General features: G+C 64.0%; 21 protein-coding genes. 12 read left to right on the forward strand and 9 right to left on the reverse strand.

All coding sequences use genetic code 11. The features are described 5' to 3' along the window. Nucleotides 1-65 precede the first annotated feature (65 nt). The 3 genes from O0881_RS27495 (at nucleotide 66) to O0881_RS27505 (ending at nucleotide 3,136) form a co-directional block, all read left to right on the forward strand. Nucleotides 66-1,349 (forward strand): TCR/Tet family MFS transporter, encoded by a 1,284-nt coding sequence (locus O0881_RS27495; RefSeq protein ID WP_289913844.1) that lies wholly within the window; start codon nucleotides 66-68, stop codon nucleotides 1,347-1,349. Between the two features lie 100 nt (nucleotides 1,350-1,449). Continuing rightward, nucleotides 1,450-2,271 carry a transporter substrate-binding domain-containing protein gene (locus O0881_RS27500; RefSeq protein WP_099664353.1) on the forward strand — a complete coding sequence of 274 codons (822 nt, stop codon included), beginning with the start codon at nucleotides 1,450-1,452 and terminating at the stop codon, nucleotides 2,269-2,271. Between the two features lie 7 nt (nucleotides 2,272-2,278). After that, the gene (locus O0881_RS27505; protein WP_289913848.1) at nucleotides 2,279-3,136 is read left to right on the forward strand and encodes a DMT family transporter; all 858 of its coding nucleotides are present in this window, start codon (nucleotides 2,279-2,281) and stop codon (nucleotides 3,134-3,136) included. Here O0881_RS27505 and O0881_RS27510 read toward each other — a convergent pair. Then, nucleotides 3,133-5,022: a CocE/NonD family hydrolase gene (locus O0881_RS27510; protein ID WP_289913850.1), complete on the reverse strand. Its 1,890-nt coding sequence runs from the start codon at nucleotides 5,020-5,022 to the stop codon at nucleotides 3,133-3,135. The genes O0881_RS27505 and O0881_RS27510 overlap by 4 nt on opposite strands. Nucleotides 5,023-5,405: 383 nt before the next feature. Between O0881_RS27510 and trpS the strand changes: the two genes are divergently transcribed. From trpS to O0881_RS27530, 4 genes are all read left to right on the forward strand, one after another. Continuing rightward, a complete protein-coding gene (gene trpS / locus O0881_RS27515) occupies nucleotides 5,406-6,485 on the forward strand; it encodes a tryptophan--tRNA ligase (protein ID WP_289913851.1) in 1,080 nt (359 codons plus the stop codon). Between the two features lie 129 nt (nucleotides 6,486-6,614). After that, a complete protein-coding gene (locus tag O0881_RS27520) occupies nucleotides 6,615-8,204 on the forward strand; it encodes a pyridoxal-dependent decarboxylase (protein ID WP_289913853.1) in 1,590 nt (529 codons plus the stop codon). A gap of 35 nt (nucleotides 8,205-8,239) precedes the next feature. After that, nucleotides 8,240-9,493, forward strand: a complete 1,254-nt coding sequence (locus tag O0881_RS27525; RefSeq protein WP_289913854.1) for a voltage-gated chloride channel family protein — start codon at nucleotides 8,240-8,242, stop codon at nucleotides 9,491-9,493. Next, entirely contained in the window at nucleotides 9,490-10,221 is a 732-nt protein-coding gene (locus O0881_RS27530) for a methyltransferase domain-containing protein (RefSeq protein ID WP_289913857.1), read from the forward strand. Before O0881_RS27525 ends, O0881_RS27530 begins: the two co-directional genes overlap by 4 nt. 7 nt (nucleotides 10,222-10,228) lie before the next feature. On the opposite strand, the gene O0881_RS27535 is transcribed toward O0881_RS27530, so the two are convergent. Further along, entirely contained in the window at nucleotides 10,229-10,786 is a 558-nt protein-coding gene (locus tag O0881_RS27535) for an XRE family transcriptional regulator (RefSeq protein WP_289913858.1), read from the reverse strand. Nucleotides 10,787-10,837: 51 nt separating this feature from the next. Between O0881_RS27535 and O0881_RS27540 the strand changes: the two genes are divergently transcribed. Beyond that, entirely contained in the window at nucleotides 10,838-11,743 is a 906-nt protein-coding gene (locus tag O0881_RS27540; protein ID WP_289913859.1) for a DMT family transporter, read from the forward strand. A gap of 3 nt (nucleotides 11,744-11,746) precedes the next feature. Here the strand turns inward: O0881_RS27540 and O0881_RS27545 are convergent, their stop codons facing one another. The 6 genes from O0881_RS27545 to O0881_RS27570 form a co-directional block, all read right to left on the reverse strand. Then, complete coding sequence (locus tag O0881_RS27545) at nucleotides 11,747-12,694, reverse strand: cupin-like domain-containing protein (RefSeq protein WP_289913860.1); 948 nt, start codon at nucleotides 12,692-12,694, stop codon at nucleotides 11,747-11,749. Nucleotides 12,695-12,746: 52 nt separating this feature from the next. Then, a complete protein-coding gene (locus O0881_RS27550) occupies nucleotides 12,747-13,733 on the reverse strand; it encodes a chemotaxis protein CheB (protein ID WP_289913862.1) in 987 nt (328 codons plus the stop codon). A gap of 126 nt (nucleotides 13,734-13,859) precedes the next feature. Next, on the reverse strand, nucleotides 13,860-14,603 hold the full coding sequence (locus O0881_RS27555) for a DNA-binding protein (RefSeq protein WP_046684938.1): 744 nt from the start codon (nucleotides 14,601-14,603) through the stop codon (nucleotides 13,860-13,862). A gap of 142 nt (nucleotides 14,604-14,745) precedes the next feature. Further along, nucleotides 14,746-15,363: an LON peptidase substrate-binding domain-containing protein gene (locus O0881_RS27560; RefSeq protein WP_289913864.1), complete on the reverse strand. Its 618-nt coding sequence runs from the start codon at nucleotides 15,361-15,363 to the stop codon at nucleotides 14,746-14,748. 67 nt (nucleotides 15,364-15,430) lie between these two features. Continuing rightward, the gene (locus tag O0881_RS27565; RefSeq protein ID WP_289913866.1) at nucleotides 15,431-16,669 is read right to left on the reverse strand and encodes a DEAD/DEAH box helicase; all 1,239 of its coding nucleotides are present in this window, start codon (nucleotides 16,667-16,669) and stop codon (nucleotides 15,431-15,433) included. Nucleotides 16,670-16,787: 118 nt separating this feature from the next. Next, a complete protein-coding gene (locus tag O0881_RS27570) occupies nucleotides 16,788-18,863 on the reverse strand; it encodes a TonB-dependent receptor (protein ID WP_289913867.1) in 2,076 nt (691 codons plus the stop codon). A 392-nt stretch (nucleotides 18,864-19,255) separates the two neighbouring features. Between O0881_RS27570 and asd the strand changes: the two genes are divergently transcribed. Next, complete coding sequence (asd, locus tag O0881_RS27575) at nucleotides 19,256-20,104, forward strand: archaetidylserine decarboxylase (protein WP_251349155.1); 849 nt, start codon at nucleotides 19,256-19,258, stop codon at nucleotides 20,102-20,104. 17 nt (nucleotides 20,105-20,121) lie between these two features. Here the strand turns inward: asd and O0881_RS27580 are convergent, their stop codons facing one another. After that, complete coding sequence (locus O0881_RS27580) at nucleotides 20,122-21,027, reverse strand: LysR family transcriptional regulator (RefSeq protein WP_077403254.1); 906 nt, start codon at nucleotides 21,025-21,027, stop codon at nucleotides 20,122-20,124. 124 nt (nucleotides 21,028-21,151) lie between these two features. Between O0881_RS27580 and O0881_RS27585 the strand changes: the two genes are divergently transcribed. The 3 genes from O0881_RS27585 to O0881_RS27595 all read left to right on the forward strand — a co-directional run bounded on the left by O0881_RS27585 (nucleotide 21,152) and on the right by O0881_RS27595 (nucleotide 23,751). Beyond that, nucleotides 21,152-21,751 (forward strand): NAD(P)H-dependent oxidoreductase, encoded by a 600-nt coding sequence (locus O0881_RS27585; RefSeq protein ID WP_099664366.1) that lies wholly within the window; start codon nucleotides 21,152-21,154, stop codon nucleotides 21,749-21,751. 57 nt (nucleotides 21,752-21,808) lie between these two features. Further along, a complete protein-coding gene (locus O0881_RS27590) occupies nucleotides 21,809-22,684 on the forward strand; it encodes a pirin family protein (protein WP_251349156.1) in 876 nt (291 codons plus the stop codon). A 116-nt stretch (nucleotides 22,685-22,800) separates the two neighbouring features. Beyond that, nucleotides 22,801-23,751, forward strand: coding sequence for a cation diffusion facilitator family transporter (locus O0881_RS27595; RefSeq protein WP_289905370.1), 951 nt, complete (start codon nucleotides 22,801-22,803; stop codon nucleotides 23,749-23,751). Nucleotides 23,752-23,781 lie beyond the last annotated feature (30 nt).

The raw sequence follows: 23,781 nt of genomic DNA on the forward strand, positions 1-23,781 counted from the left end.
GCGCCACGCCAACAACTGAACTCCGCACGCCGCACGGCGGCGCGGGGTGCGCGCCGAAAGCATGCATGTCCGATAAAACCAGCCCCGACAGCCATTCACCGTCATCGCCCGCCGCGCCCGCGCGCGCCGGCAACCTCAATTTCATCCTCGTCTGCGTCTTCATCGACATGCTGGGCATCGGCCTGGTGGTGCCCGTGCTGCCCATCCTGATCGGCGACTTTGTCAACGGCAAGGATGAGCAAGCATTCTGGTACGGCATCATGGCGGCCGTCTTCGGCTTGCTGCAATTCATCTTCATGCCCATGCTGGGCGCCATCAGCGACCACGTGGGACGCCGCCCCGTACTGCTGTATTCGATGGCCGGCATGGGCATCAACTTTCTCGCCACGGGCTGGGCGCCGAACCTGGCCTGCCTGTTCATCGGCCGCATCATCGGCGGCGTCTCGTCGGCCAGCATGTCGGTCGCGTCCGCCTATGCGTCCGACGTCTCCACGCACGACAACCGCGCCAAGAGCTTCGGCAAGATCGGCGCCGCCTTCGGCCTGGGCTTCATTTGCGGCCCCATGCTGGGCGGCCTGCTGGGCGAGATCAACCTGCACCTGCCGTTTTACGTGGCGGCGGGCCTGTCGGCGGCCAATTTCATCTACGGCTATTTCTGCGTGCCCGAATCGCTGCAGCCTGGTCCGCGCGCACCCTTCACCCTGGCGCGCATCAACCCGTTTGCCGCCCTGCTCAAGCTGGTGCGCCGCGTGGAGATCCGCGGCCTGGTGCTGGCCTTCGGCCTGATGACGTTTGCACAAATGATGCTCAACACCACCTGGGTGCTGTACACGCACTTCCGCTTCGACTGGACGCCGCGCCAGAACGGCATCGCCCTGTTCTGCGTGGGCCTGTGCGCGGCCGTCGTGCAGGCGGGCTTGCTGGGCATCCTCATCAAGCGTTTCGGCGAAGTGCGCCTGTCCCTGCTGGGCATGGCCTCGGGCGCCCTCACCTATCTGCTGTACGGCCTGGCGACGCAGGGCTGGATGATGTATGCGTTGATCCTGTGCAACCTGCTGGCCTTTGCCGCCGGACCGGCGCTGCAAGGCATCATCTCGAAATCGTCCAACGCCAGCGAACAGGGAGAACTGATGGGCTCCTTGCAATCGATCAGCAGCCTGGGCATCATCTTCATGCCTTTGCTCGGCAGCATGATCCTCGGCGAAGTGAGCCACTTGCCGCCGCAAGACTGGCGCATCGGCAGCACCTTCTACCTGTGCGCCATCATGCAAACCCTGGGCATCCTGGTGGCCTGGCGCTACTTCAAGGCGCAGCGCCAGGCAAGACTTATGGTTTCCACCACAAAGTAGTCGGCGGGATAATATTGTATTTGGGAAATAAATAGGCGAGAATGGGATAATCAAGCGGGCGTTGCCGACGCCGGCGATACGATGGTGAGCAAGGATGGGTATGACTGACTTTTATTCCAGCGCCTGGCGCCGAACCGTGGCCATGCTGGCGCTGGCGCTGCCATCGCTGGCGGGCGCACAATGCTCGCGCGACATCCAGGTGCCCGTCTCGGCCATCGGCGCCAGCGTGGTGGTGAATGGCGCCACCATCAGCGGCATCTATCCCGACTTGCTGCGCGGCATGGGTGCCAAGCTCGGCTGCAATTTCATCTTCACGGCCGTGCCCCGCGCGCGCCTGGAAGCGATGTTTGAGGCGGGCAAGGCCGACTTGCTGATCCCGGCCAGCAGCACCTTGCGGCGCGACCAGCATGGCCTGTTCATCCCCATGCTGGGCAGCCGGCCCCTGCTGATCTCGCTCCAGGGCGCGCGACCGCCCATCAACACCATGCAGGAATTGATCGAGCGGCGCGAATTGCGCGTGGCGCTCGTGCGCGGCTACGACTATGGCGCACCGTACCAGGCGCTGGCGAAGGAGCTGAGCAGCCAGGGCCGCCTGTTCTACGAAGTCGACGCCCTGTCCGTGGCGCGCCTGATGCAAAGCGGCTTCATCGACGCCACCATCATGGCGCCCACCATCCTCGCCGGCGTGGCGCAAAACGATGCGCGCGTGTATGGCCTGGCCGACCGCCTGCGCCTGGAAGCGCTGCCGGAATTGCCTTGGGGCATGAGCGGCGTCTACCTGTCGCGCAAGTCGCTGACGGCGGAAGACCAGGCGACCCTGCGCGAACTGCTCGACAGGGCGGGCCGCTCCGGCGCCGTGATGGACGGCTTCCAGCGCCATCACCGCCAGGAATTGCTGTCGCTGAGCATACGCCCCCGCTAAGGCCTGCATGTCCGGTCTGGTCGTCGCCGTCGTCCTGTTTGCCGCCCTGCTGCACGCCAGCTGGAACGCCATCGTCAAGTCGGGCAAGGATACCTTCCTCAGCACGGTGCTCGTTTCCGTGGGCGCGGCCCTGATTTCGCTGGCCGTCTTGCCCTTCGTCAACACTCCCGCGCCCGCCAGCTGGCCCTACCTCGCCGCCTCGGCCGTGGCACAGCTGGCATATTACTCGCTGCTGGCGGCTGCCTACAGGGCGGCCGACATGAGCCATGCCTACCCCTTGATGCGCGGCAGCGCGCCATTGCTCGTGGCGCTGGCCAGCTGGCCGCTGATCGGCGAACGCCTGTCTCCCATGCAGATGGGCGCTGTCGCCTGCATCTGCGCGGGCATCCTCGGCCTGTACGTGGCCGCGCGTACGGGCGCCATCGGCAGGATGCCGAAAAACACGGGCCGCGCCACCGCCTTTGCGCTCGGCAACGCCTGCGTCATCGCCAGCTATACCTTGATCGACGGCATCGGCGTGCGCCTGTCCGGCGCGCCGGCCGCCTACACCATGTGGATTTTTGTCTTGAACGGCGCAGGACTGCTGCTGTGGACGGCATTGCGCCGCCCCGCCGACTTGCTTGCGTATGCGCAAACGCAATGGCGCCTGGCCGCCGTTGGCGGCTTCGGCACCCTCGCTTCGTATGGCCTGGCCCTGTGGGCCATGACGCAGGCAAGCGTGGCCGCCATCGCGGCCCTGCGCGAAACGTCGATCCTGTTCGCCATCGCCATCGCGGCCCTGTTCCTGCGCGAAAAGATCAGCCCCCGCCGCTACCTGGCCATCGGCCTGATCGCGGCGGGCGCCATCCTCATGCGAATCGCTTAGCGGGCGTCGAGCGGCGCAATCGGCAACTCGATCGCGCTGGCCGCCCCTGTCGCGTGGTACACGCGCTGCGTCGCCTTTCTATAATGGCCTGGGTCGGCCAGGAAGATGTTCGGCACGTAGTTTTGCGGGTTGCGGTCGTACAGGGGGAACCAGCTCGACTGCACTTGCACGGCGATGCGGTGGCCGGGCAGGAAGACGTGATTCGCGTTCGGCAAGGCGAAGCGGTAGCGTTCCACTTTACCTGCCGGTATCGGCGTCGGGTGCTCGAAGCTGTCGCGGTAGCGGCCGCGGAAGATATCCATCGCCACGCCCAGCTGGTAGCCGCCCATGGCCGGCTGCGACGGCACTTCGTCCGGATACACATCGATCAGTTTCACCACCCAATCGGCATCCGTGCCGCTGGTGGCGGCAAACAGGTTCACCATCGGCGCGCCGGCGATGCGCACGGCCGTCTTCAACGGTTCGGACATATAGCTGAGCACATCCGTGCGGTCGGCATAGCCGCGCTGGTCGCTGACCAGCCATGGCTTCCACACATCCGGGTCCGTGAGGCGCACGGGACGGGGCACGAAAGGCACGGGCTTGGCGGGATCGGCCACGTATTCATCGAAGGCGCCTTCAGCCGCATCCGCAGCGCCCGATGGCGCCGCAAAACCCAGCCTGGAACCGTCCTGCAGGTAGATCGGCGTCAGCTTGGTGTCGCAGGTCTCGCAGGCCAGCGGCCACTGCTGCAGGCGCTGCCACTGGTTGGTGCCGGTCTGGTACGACACCACGGGCGCCGTGTTCGCTTCCGGCGCGCCATCCTTCAGGTATTGATTCAGGAATGGCTGCATGACTTTTTCGCGGAACTGGCGCGCCGTATCGCCGTCAAACTTCAGGGCGCCCAGGCTGGAGCCGTCATAGTTGACGCCGCTATGGCGCCACGGGCCGATGGCCAGGTAATTGAGGTTGTTGCGCTTGTCGCGCCCCTCCATCGCCGTGTAGGTGGCGTACGGGCCATAGATGTCTTCCTGGTCCCACTGCCCCACCACGTGCATGGTAGGCACGATCAGCGGGCGCTTGGCGAGGATCTTGTCGAGCGCCTGTTCCTGCCAGTAACTGTCGTAGGCTGGGTGCTCGAACAGCTTTTTCGTGTAGGTCAGCTTGTCGATGCCGAACTTCTTCGCGTAATCGCCGGCCGAGCCGATGCGCAGATACGCATCGTATTCGTCATACACGCCCAGCGCCGGCGCCTCGCTACTGCCGCGCGCGCTCGTCTGCCACGCCAGGTAGGACAGGCTCGGCATGCGGAAGGCGCCGTTGTGGAACCAGTCGTCGCCGCGCCAGCCATCGACCATGGCGCTCATGGGAATGGCCACCTTCAGCGCCGGATGCGGGTCGACCAGGGCCATCAGCACCGTGTGGCCCTCGTACGAGGAACCGAGCATGCCCACCTTGCCATTCGTTTCCGGCACGTTTTTCACGAGCCAGTCGATGGTGTCCCACGCATCGGTCACGTTATCGACCTTGGTATGGTTCAGCGGTCCGCGCACGGGGCGCGTCATCACGTAATCGCCTTCCGAGCCATGCTTGCCGCGCACGTCCTGGAACACGCGGATGTAACCGTTTTCCACCAGGGTATCGTCACCCTGCGGCAGGGCGGCCAGCATGCTGGGGCTGGCAGCGCGCTGGGCGCGGCGGGCCGCATTGTACGGCGTGCGCGTGAGCATGATCGGCGCTTTCTGGGCGCCTTTCGGCACGACGATCACCGTGTACAGCTTGACGCCGTCGCGCATGGGGATCATCACCACGCGCTTGACGTAGTCATTCACATCGGGCATGACCAGCTTGGCGCCGATATCGGGCGTCATGGGCGGCGTTTGCGCCATCGCGGGTACTGCAAACAAGGAACTGAATAGGGAACTGACAACAAAAGCCAGGCCGGTGAGCCGGACGGGGGACGACATGCGCATACTGTTCTCCAATGATTCATGCCACGCAAAAGTGGCCGAACGGCAATAGTACCCGGAAAGCAAGTTTTACATAAGGCAAGCCTCTGACGCAGCGCAGCAGATAAATCCGGGCGCAAACTTGACAGAACGCGCCCGAACTGCAACCATAACGCCATGAAATTTATCCCTTCACAACACGCCTGCTTGAATTGGTGGTCCCGCTCACTTTCGCGCGGCCACTGCATAGTGATGTGAATTTGATCCACGCCGCCTCGATCGGTGGCGTAACAGGCTCAGCCTGGATCATCCCCGATGCAGGCGGCTCAAAAGGAAACTTGATGAGCTTGCCTAATACGCCCGATACCCCCGACAGCCAGGACCAGAACGACGCCGCGCCGCTGTCCGCCGCCGCCATCGCTTCGCAATCCGTGATCCTGACGGGCGACCGCCCTACCGGCCCCTTGCACCTGGGCCACTACGTGGGCAGCCTGCGCGACCGCGTGCGCTACCAGAACAGCTACAAGCAATTCATCATGCTGGCCGACGCGCAGGCGCTGACGGACAATATGGACGACATCGACAAGGTGCACCGCAATGTCGTCGAAGTGGCGCTCGATTACCTGGCCGTCGGCATCGACCCGACGAAAACCACCGTGTTCATCCAGTCGCAGATTCCGGAACTGGCCGAACTGACCTTTTACTACCTGAACATCGTCACCGTGGCGCGCCTCGAGCGCAACCCCACCGTCAAGGAAGAAATCCGCCTGCGCGGCTTCGAGCGCGACATCCCGGCCGGCTTCTTGACCTACCCGGCCAGCCAGGCGGCCGACATCACGGCCTTCAAGGCGGGCGTGGTGCCCGTGGGCGAAGACCAGATCCCGATGATCGAGCAAACGAATGAAATCGTGCGCCGCTTCAACCGCATGTATAACCGCGAAGTATTGATGGAATGCAAGGCGCTGGTGCCGGACATCGGCCGCCTGCCCGGCATCGACGGCAAGGCCAAGATGAGCAAATCGCTGGGCAACACCATCAACCTGGGCGCGACCCCGGCCGAAATCACGGCTGCCGTGAAAAAAGTCTATACCGACCCGCTGCACCTGCGCGTGGAAGATCCGGGCCACCTGGAAGGCAACATCGCCTTTACGTACCTGGATGCGTTTGACCCGGAAAAAGCGGCGCTGGCCGAAATGAAAGCCCATTACGTGCGCGGCGGCCTGGGCGACAGCATCGTCAAGAAGCGCCTGGACCTGGTCTTGCAGGAAATGCTGGCGCCGATCCGCGCCCGCCGCGAAGAGTTCGCCAAAGACAAGGGACAAGTCATCCAGATGCTGAAAGAAGGCACCTTCAAGGCACGCGAAGTGGCGGCCCGCACGGCTGATGAAGTCAAGTCGGCCCTGGGCTTGAACTATTTCTGATCAGCAGCAATAGCAAACTGACATAGCAAACTGATGCGCTCAGGCGGAGTCGGGTAAAATCCCGCTTCCGCCTGGGCGCAATTCGTTTGTCACCGTGGCACCAGCAATCCGTAGAGAAAACAACGCGCCATGACCGATACCCCTGTCGAACAGCTGCTGCAGCAGCATTTTTCCATCGATGCATTGCAGCAGGCGCCCGCGCCCCTGCGGCAGGCGCTGGGCATGCTGGGCGGCTGGCTGGCCGCCGAGCGCGACACGGCCTATCCGCACACGCCGTATGCGGAGCTGCTGACGCAGCTGTCCGACACCAGCCTGCCCGCGCACGGCATGCCTGTGGCGGATTTCCTGCAAGAACTCGACACCACCGTGCTGGCCAATACGGCCCAGCTGAACCACCCGCAGTACATCGGCCACATGACCCAGGCCCTGCCGTGGATCAGCGTGCTGGCCGAAGCGTTTACGGCCACCCTGAACCAGAACCAGGTCAAGATCGAGACGGCGTATGTGTCGACCCTGATCGAAAAGCAGATCCTCGGCTGGCTGCACCGCCAGGTGTACCAGCAGCCCGAACATATCTACACGCAAGCCATGGCCGCCACCAGCGGCGCGCTGGGCAATGTCGTCAACGGCGGCACCATGGGCAACTTGACGGCCCTGGCCGTCGCACTGGAACAGCAGCTGCCAGGCACGCGCAAGCGGGGCCTGTTTGCCGCCATGCAAGAATCGGGCTACGCGGGCCTGGCCGTGATCGGCTCGGCCCGCAGCCACTATTCCGTCAAGAAGGCGCTGGCGACCCTGGGCCTCGGTGAAAACGCCTTGCACCTGGTGGCCGTCGACCGCGACAACCGCATCGACGTCCAGGCGCTGGAAGCGACCATTGCCGACTTGAAATTGCGCAATATCAAGGTCGTCGCCATGATCGGCATCGCCGGCACGACGGAAACGGGCGCCATCGACCCGCTGGCCGCCATGGCAGCCATTGCCGCGCGGGAAAGCATCTGGTTCCATGTGGATGCGGCCTGGGGCGGCGCGCTGCTGATCGCGGAACAGTACCGCGGGCTGTACGACGGCATCGCGCTGGCCGACTCCGTCGTCATCGACGGGCATAAATTGCTGTGGGTGCCGATGGCGCAAAGCATGGTGCTGTTCAAGGATAGCGCCAGCCTGAACCTGCTCAAGCACAATGCCAACTACATCTTGCGCGACAACTCGGGCGACCTGGGCCAGACTTCGCTGGAAGGCTCGCGCCGCTTCGACGCCTTGAAACTGTGGACCTCGTTCAAGGTGCTGGGCGTGTCCGGCTACACGACCTTGCTGCAGCAGGCAGCCACCTTGTCCGGCCAGTTGCAGGATTTATTGGCCGACCAGCAGGATTTCGAACTCGTCACGCGCTCCGACACCTTCATCCTGACCTACCGCTACGTGCCCGCGCATTTGCGCCAGCGCATGGACAGCTTGCTGGCCGGCGGCCAGGTGGACGCGGCGACCGAACTGAACAAGCAACTGAACACCTTGAACGCCAAGCTGCAAAACCGGCAAAAGGCGCAAGGCCACAGCTTTGTGTCGCGCACGGTACTCGAGTCGACGCGCTACCCCGGCCCGACCAATGTACTGCGCGTGGTAATGACGAATGTCAAGACGCGCCCCCACCACTTGCGCGCCATCCTGGCCGAACAGCGGACCATCGGCCAGGCGCTGACGGCGGAACTGGGATTGTAAGAACGTTCCACCCATCAACCTTGACTGGATGCCCGATGCACCGCCTCAGCGCCCTCACCGATCTCTTGCGGCATCTGTTGAAATGGCTGTTGCTGGCGAGCGTCGTGGCCGTGCTGGCAGGGTCGGCCTCGGCCGCTTTCCTGTTCGCCCTGGACTGGGCCACGCGCACGCGCCTGGCGCACGCCTGGCTGATCTGGCTGCTGCCCGTGGCGGGCTTTGCCGTCGGCTGGCTGTATTTGCGCTACGGCAGCAGCGTCGAAGGCGGCGCGAATCTGCTCATCGATGAAATCCACGACCCGAAAAAAATCATCCCCTTGCGCATGGCGCCGCTGGTGCTGGGCGGCACCGTCGTCTCGCATTTATTCGGCACCTCCGTCGGACGCGAAGGCACGGCCGTGCAGATGGGCGGCGCGCTGGCCGACCAGCTGACCCGCATGTTTCGTTTGAACAATGAAGACCGCCGCATCATCCTGATGGCCGGCATCAGCGCCGGCTTTGCCTCCGTCTTCGGCACGCCGCTGGCGGGCGCCCTCTTCGGCCTGGAAGTGCTGGCCATCGGCCGCCTGCGCTACGAAGCCATGCTGCCCTGCCTGGCCGCCGCCGTCATCGCTGACCAGGTGGTCCTGCTGTGGGGTCCGCTTTTGCACATTGCTCACACGCATTACGCCGTGCCTTTGACCCCCGCCATTTCCGCCTGGACCTTGTCCGCGATGGTCATCGCGGGCGTGCTGTTCGGCGTGACCGGCAAGGTGTTTGCGCAAGCCACGCACGGCTTGAGTGCCTTGATGAAACGCAAGATTGCCTACGCTCCGCTGCGCCCGCTGATAGGCGGCCTCGTCGTCGCGCTCGCCGTGTGGCTGCTGGGCACGGATCGCTACATCGGCCTGGGCATCCCCACCATCGTCGATGCGCTGAAGGAAGCGCTGCCCGCCTGGGATTTCCTCGGCAAGATGGCGTTTACCATCGTCTCGCTGGGCACGGGTTTCAAGGGCGGCGAAGTGACGCCATTGTTCTTCATCGGCGCGACCCTGGGCAATGCGCTGGGGCCGCTGCTGCACCAGCCCGTCACCTTGCTGGCCGCCATCGGCTTCGTCGCCGTGTTTGCGGGCGCCGCCAACACGCCCATCGCCTCGACCCTGATGGCGATGGAACTGTTCGGTGCGGAGATCGGCGTGTACGCGGCCATCGCCTGCGTCGTGGCCTACCTGTTTTCCGGCCACGCGGGCATTTACCGGGCGCAGCGGGGCGGCCACGCCAAGCGCACGCCCCACAAGGAACCCGAGCCATGACGCAGAACATCTACGACAACGACGCCTTCTTCACGGCTTACAGCCAGTTGCCGCGCTCCGTCGGCGGACTCGACAGCGCGCCAGAATGGCCGGCCCTGCGCGCCATGCTGCCGGAGCTGCAAGGAAAAAGCGTGCTGGACCTGGGTTGCGGCTATGGCTGGTTCTGCCGCTGGGCGGCCGAGGCCGGCGCGGCGCGGGTGCTGGGCGTGGACGTGTCGGAAAAGATGCTGGCGCAGGCAGCCGGCATGGGAGACCATGCGGCCGTCAGCTATGCCCGGCTTGACCTGGAACAACTGGCCTTGCCGCCGGCCAGCTACGACCTCGTCTACAGTTCGCTGGCCTTCCACTACGTCGCAGGCTACGCCACCCTGCTGGCCGCCATCCGCCAGGGCTTACAAGCGGGCGGCAAGCTGGTGTTTTCCATCGAGCATCCGATCTTCATGGCGCCGCGCCAGCCCGGCTGGCTGACGGATGCGCAAGGCCGCAAGCGCTGGCCCGTCGACAGTTACCAGGAACAAGGCCCGCGCGTGTCCGACTGGCTGGCACCGGGTGTGATCAAGCAGCACCGCACGCTGGGCACGACCATCAATGCGCTGCTGCAAGCGGGTTTCCAGCTGGAACACGTGGAAGAATGGGGTCCCAGCGATGAGCAGGTCGCCCTGCAGCCGGCCCTGGCGGAAGAGCGCGAACGGCCCATGCTGCTCCTCATCGGCTGCGGCCTGGCGTAGTCTCCCCTCAGCTGGCCACGTTGCGCGTAAAGCGCAAGGTGGATGAGCCAGCGTTGACATAGCTATACGCTTGCGCGCTGCTGAACACGAAGAAATCGCCTGTGACCAGCGTTTTCGTCCCGGCCGCCAGCTCCAGCTGCAGCTCGCCTTCCAGCACGTACAGCATTTCGCTGAAGCCGGCCGGATCAGGCTCGGCATCGTAGCGCTCGCCCGGCGCCAGTATCCACGACCATAGCTCCACCTGGTGGCTGGCGGGCGCCGCCCCCAGCAGCACGGCCTGGCTGGCTTGCGATGCGCTTTGCCACATCAGCACGCGCAAGCTGTCGTGCGGCTGCCGCGGCGGCTGGACCAGGTCGACGAAGGCCACGTTCAAGGCGGCGGCCACGTGGTCGAGGTTGGCCAGGCTGATGTTGGTGCCGCCCGCCTCGACGCCGTTGACCATGCGCCGGCTCAGGCCCGACTTGCGCGCCAGCTCGTCCTGGCTGAGGCCGGCGGCCAGGCGCAAGCGCCGCAGATTTTTGGCCAGGTGTTCCAGCACGCCACCGGCCTCGACTTGACTGCGCAATATATTGCTCCTATCATGATGGGAAATATTTTGCTCATAGCATAGCTCCCCATGAAAACACACGCAAGTCCCCCGCCCGCCCTCGGCATGCCCGAACTGGCCCTGATCGCCATCACCTTCATCTGGGGCGGCACTTTTCTCGTGGTGCAACATGCCATGACGGTCAGCGGGCCGCTGGCCTTTGTCGCCGCCCGCTTTGCCGTGGCCGCCAGCATCGGCGCCCTGATTTGCCGGGGCCAGCTGCGCCAGCTGACGAAAGCGGAGTTGCTGACGGGCATGGCCATCGGCGTAAGCATCTTTGGCGGCTATGCGCTGCAAACCTATGGCTTGATGTATATCACGAGCAGCAAGTCCGCTTTCATCACGGCTTTTTATGTGCCCATCGTGCCGCTGGTGCAATGGCTGGTCTTCAAGCAGCGGCCCCACCCTGCCGTGTGGGCGGCCGTCGTGCTGGCGTTCATCGGCTTGCTGTTATTGACGGGCACGGATGGCTTGAGCATGGGTTTTGGCACGGGTGAGCTGATCACGGCCGTGGGCGCCATCGCGATCGCCCTGGAAATCATCCTCATCAGCCGCGTCTCGCCGCAATTGAACATCCTGCGCGTGACCATCGTGCAACTGGCGACGGCGTCCCTGATCGCCCTGCTGCTGATGCCCGTCATGGGCGAAGCGCCGCCCGTCCTCAGCAAGACCTTCATCTTCAGCGTGCTGGCACTGGGCTGCGCCAGCGCGCTGATCCAGTACGTGATGAACTGGGCGCAAAAGCGTATTTCCGCCACCAAGGCCACCTTGATCTATGCGGGCGAACCGGTCTGGGCCGGCGTGATCGGACGCATCGCGGGCGAGCGCCTGCCGGCCTTGGCCATCGTGGGCGCGATTCTGATCATTTGTGCGGGCATCCTCAGCGAATGGCGGCCGAAGCGGGGCCGCAGCGCGGCCAAGGCCGTGCAGCCATAAGCTTCAATCCCCGCCCCGCCGCAGCGCCGCATCGCCATGCAAGGCCAGCGGCACGGCCCTGGCCCAGCGGTTCGAGGACAGGGAAAACGTCAGCGCCCGCACCTGGTGGTACCAGCCGGCAGGCACGTACAGCATGTCGCCCGGCTCGACGAGGCATTCGATCATGGCAGCCTGGCGCGCGAGGGGAAAACGCTCGAAATCGGGCGCTTCCGGGTCGAAGGGCGAGCCGAACAGGATGGCGTTCGCTTCGCTCGGATACAGGAAGGCATCGTGGTGCGGCGGCGATAACATGATGCGCTTGCGGCCCCACACTTGCGCGAAGATATTGTCGTCGTAATCGCAATGCAGGGGCGTGACCGTGCCGGCCGGCCCCACCCAGAAGCGCGGCGGACCCATCTTGTCGAAATACGTGGGCCAGTGGCACAAACGGTTCAGTTCGCGCAATTCCAGGTTGCCCAGGTAAGGCGGCAACGCGTGCCTGCCCTCTGCCACCAGGTCCAGGTATTGCCCCATCGACATATCCTGCATGGCGCGGTCGGCCGCAAAAGCCGTGTTGATGTAGTCGCCCACCCGCGCCCGCACGGGCACGTGGCTGAACTGTTCGCGCAAGACGTCGGGCCCCAGGGCCGACAGGGGCCAGCGCTGCACCAGCCCGCGCATCAGGAAAGGCAGGCCCAGCGCGGCCCGCGCGCGGAAGGCGGCGGCGTCCAGCATGGCCAGACGCGGCACCTCGGTAATGCTGGGCAAGTCGCGCGCCGCCTGCTTGATGGCCTCGCGCATGGCGTCGATCGAGGTGACGCCGCGCACCTGCGCATCCTTGGCTTCGCGCGCTTGCTTATGCGCAAGGGCTGTTGCGGCAGAACTGAATTCTGCCGGCGGCCTGGGCGGCAGTGCGCGCGTCGATATGGGGGCTGCCGCAAGCGGGAGCGGCTCTTTTTTTTCTGCAGACATAAATCTTCTTTGCGATCAGGGGCCGCGCGGCATGGCGCGGCAGTGCGCTATTTTAAGCCAGCAAGGTCCGTTTCAGCACATCGGCCTGCTCGCCCGCCTGGCGCGCCTTGGCGGCATATTCGCTGGCCGTGCCCGGATGCAGCCAGGCTTGGGCCTTGGCGGCCAGGTTCAGGTAGAGCCTTTCTTTTTCCTGCAACGCCCTGACGGCGGCCCAGATGGCGTCTTCCGCCTTGTCATGCTGCAACTCGCCCAGCATTTGCGCCGTGAAACTGTGGCCCGTATGGCAGCGAAAACGCTGCGGCTGCTGGCCGTGCAGCTCCCACAGGGTGCCCTGGCATTCGGGACAGGTGAAAGTCGATGGCGTGGCAATTTTTTCCAGTTGGTCCATATTTCCCACTCCCCGGGCAAAACGGTTTTCCACGGCAATCCATGGGGGCGCAGGCGGCAAGGGCTGCGCGGCGCGGGCCGGCGTGCCGCTGGCCAGCACCAGCAGGGCCGAACCGATCTCGGCGGCCGGCAGGCGCCAGTCCACCCCCGCATGCTCGATCGCGCTTTGCGGCATCGACGGCGCCACCGCGTCCTGCGGCTCCTGCACCAGCGCCTTGCCGCCGCAGGCCTTGATGGCTTGCAAGCCCGCCGTGCCATCGTCGAGATAGCCGCTGAGGATCACGCCCACCACCTTCGGCCCGAAAGCGGCGGCGGCACTGCGAAATAGCGGGTCGATGGCGGGACGCGTATGGTTTTCCTTGGGGCCCCGGCTCAGCCCGACCGTCGCCTGGCCGGCCAGGTTGGCAACGAGCAAGTGCCGGTCCGGCGGCGCCAGCAGGATGCGCCCCGCGCGCACAGGTTCGCGCTCTTCGGCAAAGCGCACGGGCAAGGCGGAGGTTTTAGCGAGAATCTCGGGCAAGACGCTGCTGCGCCGCCCCACATGCGCGACCACCAGCACGGGCGCCGGCATATTGGCAGGCAAGGCGGAAAAGATGGCGGACAGCGCTTCCACGCCGCCTACCGAGGCGCCCATGACGATCAGCGTTTCCATGCCGGCCCCTTTCGCGCTCAGGTCCAGCAGTTATTCTGCGGCGCCTTGCATCGCGATTCCGTGCGCCGCCTAACACAGGGCCGCATGACGCCGTGTCACCCTGGGACGCATCGGGGCCAGGCGTCCTCAGACGGGCGTCTTGAAAATCGGATCGACGATGAATTGCTGGGCCTTGATGCGCAAGGTGCGCTCTTCATCGAGCTCGGCGCGCGTTTCGCCCAGCTCTTCGCGTTCCGCTTCCAGTTCCAGGCGCGCGGCCGCCAGTTCCGTTTCCACGCGCGTCAGGCTTTCCAGCTTCAGCTGGGCCTGGATCAGTTCGGCGCGTGCCGCTTCGGCAGCCTCTTCCAGGCGCGGGATGCCTTCGAGCTTGAATTGCGCCTTGGCCAGGTCCATGCGCGCCTGCTCGGCCGCCTCTTCCAGGCGCGGCAAGCCTTCCAGGCGGAGCTGCGCCTTGGCCAGGTCCGTGCGGGCCTGGTTCGCCACTTGCCGCTCCCGTTCCAGTTCCTCGCGCAAGGTTTCCAGCTCGCCAGCCTGCAAGTCGAGCAACTCTTGCTGGCGCTCGTTCTCACTGGCCAGGTCCATCAATTCCTGTTGATTGTCGTTCATCTCGGCTTCATGCGCGCTGTGGCTGGCGCTTAATTCCTGTCCTACATAATCGAGGATGGCTTGCTGCAGCACGGGCGACAGTTCGGCGGCGGCAGCGATCTGGCGCTGCGCACCCGCCTTGCGGCGCTGCAAGAGCTTGCTGATGGTGCCCAGGCAGGCGCCGTTGCCCAGCCGTTCGCGCAAGGCGCGCACCGTGATGGCCTGGCCTTCGCCCGCCATCGCTTCCATTGCCGCATTGATCTGTTCCGCGCTTACTTTTGCCATGTCGTTTACTCTTGAATATTGCTCAGGGCAATCTTGCCCAGGGGCATTATCTTATGCCAGCGGCGGCAAAGCGTAAAGTATTTCTCAATAGAAATTGCAATTGCACAACGGAAGCGTGTGCAAACATGCGGCTTCGGCTGATTTATTCTTCCAGCAAGCCGTTCTCCGTCAACATATCCTGCACCAGCTCCAGGCGCAGCACGGGATTGTCCTGGCTCAGTAAAAGCTGCTTCTGCATGGCGTTCAGAGACAGCAGCTCACACCAGCGGTTCGCCACCCAGCCGCACTCGTCGAGCCGGTATGGCGGCTGCAGGGGCATTTGCTCCGGCGGGATCTTTTGCTCCTGCAAGGTGCGGATCAGGGCGCCGAGCGCGTCGGCCACGTTCTGCTGTTCTTGCGGGATGGGGATGGTTTTGTCGGGCGCCAGAGTTTCGATCCGCGCCACCCACAAGCCGTGCTTCAGCTGCTCGCTGGACACGATGTGAAAGCGCTGCATGCCCATGCATTTGATTTGCAGCAAGCCCGACAGGGGCGCGGCCCAGTCGACGATGCGCGCCAGGGTGCCCACGGGCGCCAGGGTTTCCTGCTGGCCCGGCTTGCGCACTTCCGCGCCGTCCAGCAGCTGCACCACGCCGAACGGCTGCTCGCCCATGATGCACTGACGTATCATGTCCAGGTAGCGTACCTCGAAGATCTGCAGGGGCAGATAGCCATCGGGATACAGCACCGTATTGAGCGGGAACAAAGGTATCGAGGTCATAGGCGCATGATGGCACGAATGGCATATCCGTGCTGCGCGCCTTGCCCTGCCTGGCCAACTTCCCCGCTTACTTGTAGAAGCGGCGTTTTTTCGCCCGCTCCGCCGCCTTCGGCGCCAGCACCTTCACGGCCTTCTTCTGTATCGTGCCGCCGGCGGATGTGCCCGGCACGCGGTGCTCCGCCTCGAAACCGGCTTCCTCGTTGCGTTTCAGGGTTTGCCGGGTCAGCGCTTCCACGGCCGACAGCAATTCCACCTCGTCGGCGCAAATGAGCGAGACCGCTTCGCCCGAGGCGCCCGCGCGCCCCGTGCGGCCGATGCGGTGAATATAATCTTCCGCCACGGTGGGCAAGTCGAAATTGACGACGACGGGCAATTGATCGATATCGAGGCCACGGGCGGCCACGTCGGTGGCTACCAGCACTTGCACTTCGGCAGACTTGAAGCGGGCCAGCGCGCGCAGGCGGTTCGGCTGCGTCTTGTCGCCGTGAATCGAATCGGCGCGCACGCCCTGCTCCAGCAAGGTGTTCACCAGCAGCTCGACACCCTTGCGCGTCTTGACGAAGACCAATACCTGGCCCCAGCGCTTTTTCTTCAGCAAGTGCAAAAACAGTTCCGGCTTGCGTTTCTTGTCGCACACGATCACCGACTGTTTCACGGCCTTGACCGTGCTGTTGCGCGCGCTGACCTCCACCGAGACGGGATCCTTCAGCATGGTTTTCGCCATGGCGCGGATGGCGTCCGAGAAGGTGGCCGAGAACAGCAGCGTCTGGCGCTGCTTGGGCATGGTCATCAGCAATATGTCGAGTTCGCGCTCGAAGCCCAGGTCCAGCATGCGGTCCGCCTCGTCCAGCACCAGGGTTTGCACCTGCTCGAACTTGACGGCGCCCTGCGTCTGCAGGTCGAGCAAGCGGCCCGGCGTGGCCACCAGCACGTCGAGGCCCTTGCGCAGCTTGCTGATCTGCGGCTCGATGGGCACGCCGCCGTAGGCGACAAAGCTGCGCAGCGGCAAGTTGCCGCCATAGCTGCGGAAGCTCGCATACACTTGCTCGGCCAGTTCGCGCGTGGGCACCAGCACCAGCACGCGAACGCACTGGGGCGCCACCACGCCTTCCAGGGTCAGGCGCTGCAGCAGCGGCACGGCAAAGCCGGCCGTCTTGCCCGTGCCCGTCTGGGCGGCGGCCATCAGGTCGCGTCCGGCCAGCACGGCAGGAATCGCTTGCGCCTGCACGGGCGTGGGCTTGGCATAGCCAAGCTCGTCAAGTTTGCGGACCAGGGGATCGATCAGGCCGAGGGAGGAAAACGTCATGGGAAAAGCAATCTTGGCAAAGGAAAAGGTGGCGCGCACGGACGGGCCGTGCGCGCGATTGCCGAGATTATAGGCCAGCGGGGATGCCGGCCGGGGTTTCACAACTAAAACATCGCCATCAGAACTTCATTTCCATGGTCGCGCGCGCCTGCGGCGAACTCGGCGAAATGTTGTTGCGCACGATCGTGCCGCTGGCGTCCGCATACGTGGTGGTGCTTTCAAAATCCTGCGCCAGCAAATTCGACACGGCCAGGCGCAACTGGTTCTTCGCATCGAATTTCCACAGCGCATAAATGTCGAGATCGCGCCGCGGCGACGTGTAGGCGCTCTGACGCTCCGTGATGCGCACGGGGCCGCCATTGCGGAAATTGAAACTGCCGCCCGTGATCAGCATGCCATCGGGCGTCTTGTAGTCGAGGCCAACGTTGCCGCTGACGGGGGTTTGCTGGTCGAGCCGGTTGTCCGGTCCCGGCACGTGCTCCACCTGCGACCAGTTGCGGCTGACGCTGGCGCGCAAGTCGATGGCCGGCACGGGCGCGGCCAGCACGGCGCGCAGCGGGAACTTCGCTTCCAGTTCCAGTGTCTGCGTATTCGCGCGGCCGTCGTTGACGGGCGTCGATACCCAGCGCTCATTGATATATAACAAACCCTGGCGCGTGTAGCCATCGATGCGGCGGGCCGAGGCGCGCGCGCTGAGCAAGGCGCCTTCGGCCCAGTAGTGTTCGTAGGAAGCGTCGATGCCCAGCGCCAGCTCCGGCTTCAGGTTCGGATTGCCTTCGCGGTCAGGCTCGGTCTGGCTATTGTTCGTCGACATCATACGGCGTGGAATCAGGCTGGAAGTGGCCGGCGCCTTGTAGGTGCGCGTCAAGGCCAGACGCACCTGGTCGCCCTTGGTATCAGGCAATTTCCACAAGGTTTGCAGCAGCGGGCTCCAGACGCTGCTGCGCTGCTGCACCTCGTCATAGGTATTGCCGATACTGCGCGTATCGATGCCTTCCCAGCGCACGCCCGCATACATGGACCAGCGCGGCGTGATCTCCCACTCGTCCTGCGCATACAGCGCCAGGCGCTTGATGTCGGCATTGAAGTCTTCATCGACGTTGAACGGAGGGCTCCCGCCCGGCAAGGCCAGCTCACGCTGCCAGCGCTCTTCGTCCCGCTTGCCGTAACTGCCATCCCAGCCCATCGACAAGGCATGGCCCGGGATGAGCGGCGAAGAATACTTGCCGGTGGACGACACGCTCTTTTCCGACGCATCCACGCGCGCGCTACGGTCCAGCGCCAGTCCCACGCCATCGATATAGCCGAGCGGATGGTTATCGGAGGAATTATTGCTCAGGCCTACGCGCAGTCCCAGTTCCAGCCTGGCGCCGCCATCGAGCTTGCGCACCCAGGTCAGGTCCGTACGGCCAAAGACATAATGGTTGCCGCCGTCGCTGTCGTTCGTATCGTAATCCGGCCGCAAGCCCATGAGCGTGTCGGTACGGCTGTGCGTACGACTTTCGTTGCGTCCCACATTCAGGAAAAATTGCGCCGTCAGATTGTCGCCGCCGGCAAAAGCCCAGTTCAGGCGCGGCGACATATTGATGCCTTCCGAACGGCCGTCGCCCGTGCCTTTGCTGCTGCGCAGCAGATTTTGCTGGCCTTCCGGCGCATAGCCCAGGTCCCGTGCCGGGTTTGCATAGTGATAGTCGTAGCGATAAAAGGAGGCCGCCAGCGAATAGGAAAAAATGCCGTCCTTGTCCGACAATTGCAGGTTGCCATTGCTGGAAAACGCATCGCGCCCGCCCCCCACGCCCAGCTTGACGTCGCGCTGCGCCGTCTTGACGGCCTTTTTCAGCACCACGTTGATGGTGCCGGCGATCGACTGCGTGCTGTATTCGGCGCTGGCCGCATGCAAGATCTCGATGCGCTCGATCACGTCGGGCGACAGGGTGTCGAGCGAAAAACCAGCCGGCGCCCGCTCGCCGTTGAGCAATATCTGCGTGTAGCCGCTGCCAAGCCCGCGCATGCGGATTTCGCCGCCCGAGCGCCCCGCCGCGCCGGACACGGTAATGCCGGGCAGGCGCTTGAGCACGTCGGTGACATTCGTGTCGCCATACTTGAGGATTTCCTCGCTGCCCACGATCATCTTGCTGGCCGTATCGTCGCGGCGCGGATCGTAGCCGCTGCCCTTCACTTCCACGGTCTGCATGGCGGGAGCGGCGGATTTCTCGGCCTTCTCTGCCTTCAGCGGCGCAGCGGCGGCATCCGCGGCTGGCGTTTCGGATTGCTGGGCCTGGACATTCCAGGCAAGTAATACGGAGGAACAAAGGACGGTAAGGCGAAGGCAACGGCGTGGCATCATGACCTGGCTAAAAAAGTTGGCTGAATAAAAATGGCTAAAAGCTAAAAAACAGGCCGCTGTATTGTGCTGTAATTTTTTCCGCGTGGCACAGTTTCCTGAAAATATTTCCTATGGCAAATTAAATTCGGCGGCCGGCTGCGCTACGCCCCCTTGCATACGGTACATATCATTGCGCGCCACATCGCCGCTATAATGCGTTTTCATCATTGTTCCCATCACCCCGTCAAAGGCTTCCCATCGTGTCTGACCGTCTTGCCGTTTTGCCTCAATATCTGCTGCCCAAGGGAGCGTTGACCAATTTTGCCGGCCGGATCGCCGGCGCCAAGGGCGGCGCCATGACGACGCGCCTGATCCGCTGGTTCGTCGGCCGCTACAACGTCAACATGGATGAGGCGCTGGACCCGGACATCACGCACTACGCGAGCTTCAACGACTTTTTCACGCGCGCGCTGCGCCCGGACGCGCGTCCGCTGGCGCAAGCCGACTACGTCTGCCCCGTCGATGGCCGCATCAGCCAGTTCGGCACGATCGACAAGGACCAGATCTTCCAGGCCAAGGGCCACCATTTCAGCACGACGGCCCTGGTCGGCGGCGATGCGGCCCTGGCGGCCCAGTTCGAACACGGCAGCTTTGCCAATCTGTACCTGAGCCCGCGCGACTACCACCGTATCCACATGCCCTGCGATGGCCGTTTGACGCGCATGATTTATGTTCCCGGTGAACTGTTTTCCGTCAACCCGACCACGGCGCGCGGCATTCCCGGCCTGTTCGCCCGCAACGAGCGCGTCGTTTGCGTATTCGACACGGCCAACGGCCCCTTCGTCATGACCCTGGTGGGCGCCACCATCGTCGGCAGCATGGCCACCGTCTGGCACGGCGTCGTCAACCCGCCCCGCACGGGTGAAATTCGCGACTGGAGCTATGCGAACGACAATGTCGTGCTGAAACAGGGCGACGAGCTGGGCCGCTTCCTGCTCGGTTCCACCGTCGTCATGCTGTTCCCGAAAAACACGGTCGATTTCAATGCCAGCTGGCAACCGGCCGGCCCCGTGCAGCTGGGCGAAGTCATGGGCAAGCTGCCCAAGTAAGGCAGCAAGACGCGCGCCTAGACGGGCGCGTCGGTCCGGTACATTTCCTCCATCAAGTCCAGAAATGCGCGCGTCTTGGCCGGCATCAAGCGCCGGCCGGGAAACACGGCCCAGCCCGTGACGAGCGGAAAACTCCATTCCGGCAAGACCCGCACCAGTTCCCCCGTCGCCACATACGCCTTGGCAAAGCGGTCCGTGCTGGCCGCGATGCCCACGCCCGTACACGCCATGCGCACCAGCAATTCCGGCGAGTTCGCCAGCAGGCGCACGGGCAAGTCCCGTTCCCACGTCGTCTTGCCGCGGATCAAAGTCCAGTGCACGAGGCCATGCACGGCGCGTGGCAAGCTCAATAGATCGTGACCATACAGATCGTCGGGATGCTCGGGCAAGCCGTGCACGCTCGTGTATTGCGGCGAGGCATACAGCGCCAGGGTGCTGAAGGCCACGCGGCGCGCGGCCAGGCTGGCATCGTCGGGCAAGTTGCCCATGCGGATGGCCAGGTCGAAATTCTCTTCCAGCAAATCCACCCGGCGTGCCGACAAATCCAGTTCCAGCGAAATGGCCGGATAGCGGCGCACGAACTCGGCCAGCACCTGGCGCATCAACGTGTCGCCAAAATCGGCCGGCATGGAAATGCGCAGCAAGCCGCTGGGTCCCGCCTGGCGGTGCTGGGCCAGCGCGCCGGCCGCCTCCGTTTCTTCCACCACCTTGCGCGCATGCTCGAGCAGGCTGGCGCCGAATTCCGTCAGCGCCAGCTTGCGCGTGGTGCGCAGCAGCAGCCGTTCGCCCAATTTCGCTTCCAGCAGCGAGATGCGCCGCGACAGGGTCGACTTGGGCAAGTCCACGCGCACGGCGGCGCGCGAGAAACTACCGCATTCGACGACGCGGGCGAACAGCAGCAAATCTCCGGGATCGATATCCATCACTGACCTTTACGTTCAATTGTTCCACTAGTGGATTAATGTTATCCATTTTAACGGCTTCCGCATCAATTTTGGAATTGCTATAGTTCATCCATCGCAAGACACCTCACAACGGAGAAACAAGATGAACATCCTGCAAATCAATTCCAGCGCCCGCAGCACCGGTTCCGCCTCGACCCGCCTGGCTGACGCCATCGTTACCCGCGTACAAGCGGCCAACCCCGGCGCCGCCCTGGTGCGCCGCGACTTGGCTGCCGCACCGCACCCCGTGCTCGACGAGCCGACCCTGCAGGCGCTGTTCACGCCAGCGGACAAGCGTACGCCGGAGCAAGCGGCCCGCATCGCCCTGGACGACGCGCTGATTGCGCAAGTGCAAGCGGCGGACGTCATCGTCATCGGCGCGCCCATGTACAACTTCGGCATCACCGTGCAACTGAAAAGCTGGTTCGACGCGATTGCCCGCGCCAACGTCACCTTCAAGTACACGGAAAACGGCCCCGTGGGCTTGCTGACCGGCAAGAAAGTCTATGTGGGCCTGTCCCGCGGCGGCTTGCACCGCGACAGCGCCAACGATAGCCAGGTGCCTTACCTGAACACCATGTTCGGCTTCCTGGGCCTGACCGACGTGCAATACGTGTATTCGGAAGGCATGGGCATGGGCCCGGAAGCCGTGGCCAAGGCGCAAGCCCAGGCGGACGCCGAGATCAACGCGATCCTGGTGTAATCCCCAGCAGTGAAAGGGGCGGCGCACTGGCGCCGTCCTGGCCTAGAGGAGAGAACAATGAGCGATACCACCACCGTCAACAAACCACGCGCCGTCGAGCGCGTGATCGCCGGCCAGGCCGTCATGGATGGCGCCGGCGTGAAGATCAACCGCGTGCTGACGCAGCAGCTGCAGCGCCGCCTCGACCCGTTCTTGATGCTCGACAATTTCGCCAGCGACAAGCCGAACGACTATATCGCCGGCTTCCCCGAGCATCCGCACCGCGGCTTCGAGACCGTGTCGTACATGATCACGGGACGCATGCGCCACAAGGACAGCGCGGGCCACGAAGGCTTGCTGACCTCGGGCGGCGTGCAATGGATGACGGCCGGCAGCGGCGTGATCCACTCGGAAATGCCGGAACAGGAAGAAGGCGTGATGGAAGGTTTTCAGCTGTGGCTGAACCTGCCCGCGCGCGACAAGATGCGCACGCCGTGGTACCGCGACTTCGACAGCAGCGAAATCCCCCGCTACACGACGGACGCGGGCGTGACCGTGCAAGTGATCGCCGGCGCCAGCCATGGCGTGACGGGCGCCGTGCAGCGCGAGCTGACGGAACCGCTGTACCTCGACATCGACTTGCCGGCCGGCGCCAGCTTCGAGCAGCCCTTGCCGCCAGGCCATAATGCCTTCCTGTACACGTTCCGTGGCGAAGTGCAAGTCGATGGCAAGGCCGTGCCCGCCCTGCGCATGGCGATCTTCGCCAACACGCCAGGGTCCGACGGCGTGCGCATCGAAGCGCCGCAAGGCGGCCGCGTGATCCTCGTCGCCGGCCAGCCCTTGAACGAACCGATTGCGCAGTATGGCCCGTTTGTCATGAATACCCAGGCGGAAGTGTTCCAGGCCGTGCAGGATTTCCGTGAAGGCAAGTTTGGCGAGACGGCGGCGCAATAAAGTTGCCTGTTCCATCAAAAACCTGCAGTCCTCCGGGCCTGCAGGTTTTTTTTCGTGCCGACTATATTGTTGCTTTTCAATTACACTGACGGCAACATCATTCCACAAAGCATTCCATGCAGCCGACGCACACCGAACACGACGCCACCCATTTGCACGCCCACCTGAAGGGCGACGCCAAGCACACCCATTCGTTCGAGGGCCGCAGCCAAAGTATCCTCGCCTGGGCGCTGGGCCTGACCCTGTCATTTGCCGGCATCGAGGTGGCGGCCGGCTTTCTGTCCAATTCGCTGGCCCTGATTTCCGACGCGGGCCACATGGTCACGGACGCGGCCGCGCTGGGCCTGGCCCTGCTGGCGCAACTGATCGCGCGCCGCCCTCCTTCGCCCCGCCACTCGTTCGGCTTTGGCCGCGCCGAGGCGCTGGCCGCCTTCGTCAACGGCCTGGCCATGCTGTGCGTGGTGGGCTGGATCTGCTACGAAGCGGCGCTGCGCTTTTCCTCCCCGCAACCCGTGAAGGGCGGCATGGTCTTCATCGTCGCCTTCATCGGCCTGGCGATCAACGTGGTGGTGGCGTGGGTATTGTCGAAAGACAAGCAAAGCGTGAACACGCGCGCCGCCCTCGTGCACGTGATGGGCGACTTGCTGGGCTCGGTCGCCGCCATCGTCGCCGGCGCCGTGATTTACTTCACAGGCTGGATGCAGATCGACCCGCTGCTGTCCGTGCTGGTGTCGCTGCTGATTTTAAAGTCGACATTCGGCGTGCTGCGCGAGTCCTACCATTTCCTGATGGAAGGCGTGCCCATGCATATCGACTACATCCAGGTGGGCGCGGACGTGGAACAAGTGGATGGCGTGATTGCCGTGCACGACTTGCACGTGTGGGACATGTCGCCGGGCCAGCCGGCCCTGATCGGCCACGTGGAAATCGAGCACCTCGACCATTGGCCGAAGGTATTGCGCGCGATCAAGAAAATGTTACTCAGCAAGCACGGTATCGACCACATTACTTTGCAGCCGGAGACGGCCACGATGGCGGGGCTGCATGCGAGCGACAAGACGCATTGATAAGAAACGTGGGAATCCGGGCCGGACTCC

The organism is Janthinobacterium sp. SUN100, from assembly GCF_030397705.1.
GTDB lineage: Bacteria > Pseudomonadota > Gammaproteobacteria > Burkholderiales > Burkholderiaceae_D > Janthinobacterium > Janthinobacterium kumbetense.

Excerpts from the sequence above, each read along its gene's own strand:
- O0881_RS27540 (WP_289913859.1), top strand. The coding sequence starts at position 10,838 with ATGAAAACACACGCAAGTCCCCCGCCCGCCCTCGGCATGCCCGAACTG.
- O0881_RS27580 (WP_077403254.1), bottom strand. The coding sequence starts at position 21,027 with ATGGATATCGATCCCGGAGATTTGCTGCTGTTCGCCCGCGTCGTCGAA.
- O0881_RS27555 (WP_046684938.1), bottom strand. The coding sequence starts at position 14,603 with ATGGCAAAAGTAAGCGCGGAACAGATCAATGCGGCAATGGAAGCGATG.
- O0881_RS27565 (WP_289913866.1), bottom strand. The coding sequence starts at position 16,669 with ATGACGTTTTCCTCCCTCGGCCTGATCGATCCCCTGGTCCGCAAACTT.
- O0881_RS27595 (WP_289905370.1), top strand. The coding sequence starts at position 22,801 with ATGCAGCCGACGCACACCGAACACGACGCCACCCATTTGCACGCCCAC.
- O0881_RS27520 (WP_289913853.1), top strand. The coding sequence starts at position 6,615 with ATGACCGATACCCCTGTCGAACAGCTGCTGCAGCAGCATTTTTCCATC.
- O0881_RS27560 (WP_289913864.1), bottom strand. The coding sequence starts at position 15,363 with ATGACCTCGATACCTTTGTTCCCGCTCAATACGGTGCTGTATCCCGAT.
- O0881_RS27590 (WP_251349156.1), top strand. The coding sequence starts at position 21,809 with ATGAGCGATACCACCACCGTCAACAAACCACGCGCCGTCGAGCGCGTG.
- trpS (WP_289913851.1), top strand. The coding sequence starts at position 5,406 with ATGAGCTTGCCTAATACGCCCGATACCCCCGACAGCCAGGACCAGAAC.
- O0881_RS27525 (WP_289913854.1), top strand. The coding sequence starts at position 8,240 with ATGCACCGCCTCAGCGCCCTCACCGATCTCTTGCGGCATCTGTTGAAA.
- O0881_RS27550 (WP_289913862.1), bottom strand. The coding sequence starts at position 13,733 with ATGGAAACGCTGATCGTCATGGGCGCCTCGGTAGGCGGCGTGGAAGCG.
- O0881_RS27545 (WP_289913860.1), bottom strand. The coding sequence starts at position 12,694 with ATGTCTGCAGAAAAAAAAGAGCCGCTCCCGCTTGCGGCAGCCCCCATA.
- O0881_RS27500 (WP_099664353.1), top strand. The coding sequence starts at position 1,450 with ATGACTGACTTTTATTCCAGCGCCTGGCGCCGAACCGTGGCCATGCTG.
- O0881_RS27585 (WP_099664366.1), top strand. The coding sequence starts at position 21,152 with ATGAACATCCTGCAAATCAATTCCAGCGCCCGCAGCACCGGTTCCGCC.
- O0881_RS27570 (WP_289913867.1), bottom strand. The coding sequence starts at position 18,863 with ATGCAGACCGTGGAAGTGAAGGGCAGCGGCTACGATCCGCGCCGCGAC.
- O0881_RS27495 (WP_289913844.1), top strand. The coding sequence starts at position 66 with ATGTCCGATAAAACCAGCCCCGACAGCCATTCACCGTCATCGCCCGCC.
- O0881_RS27505 (WP_289913848.1), top strand. The coding sequence starts at position 2,279 with ATGTCCGGTCTGGTCGTCGCCGTCGTCCTGTTTGCCGCCCTGCTGCAC.
- O0881_RS27530 (WP_289913857.1), top strand. The coding sequence starts at position 9,490 with ATGACGCAGAACATCTACGACAACGACGCCTTCTTCACGGCTTACAGC.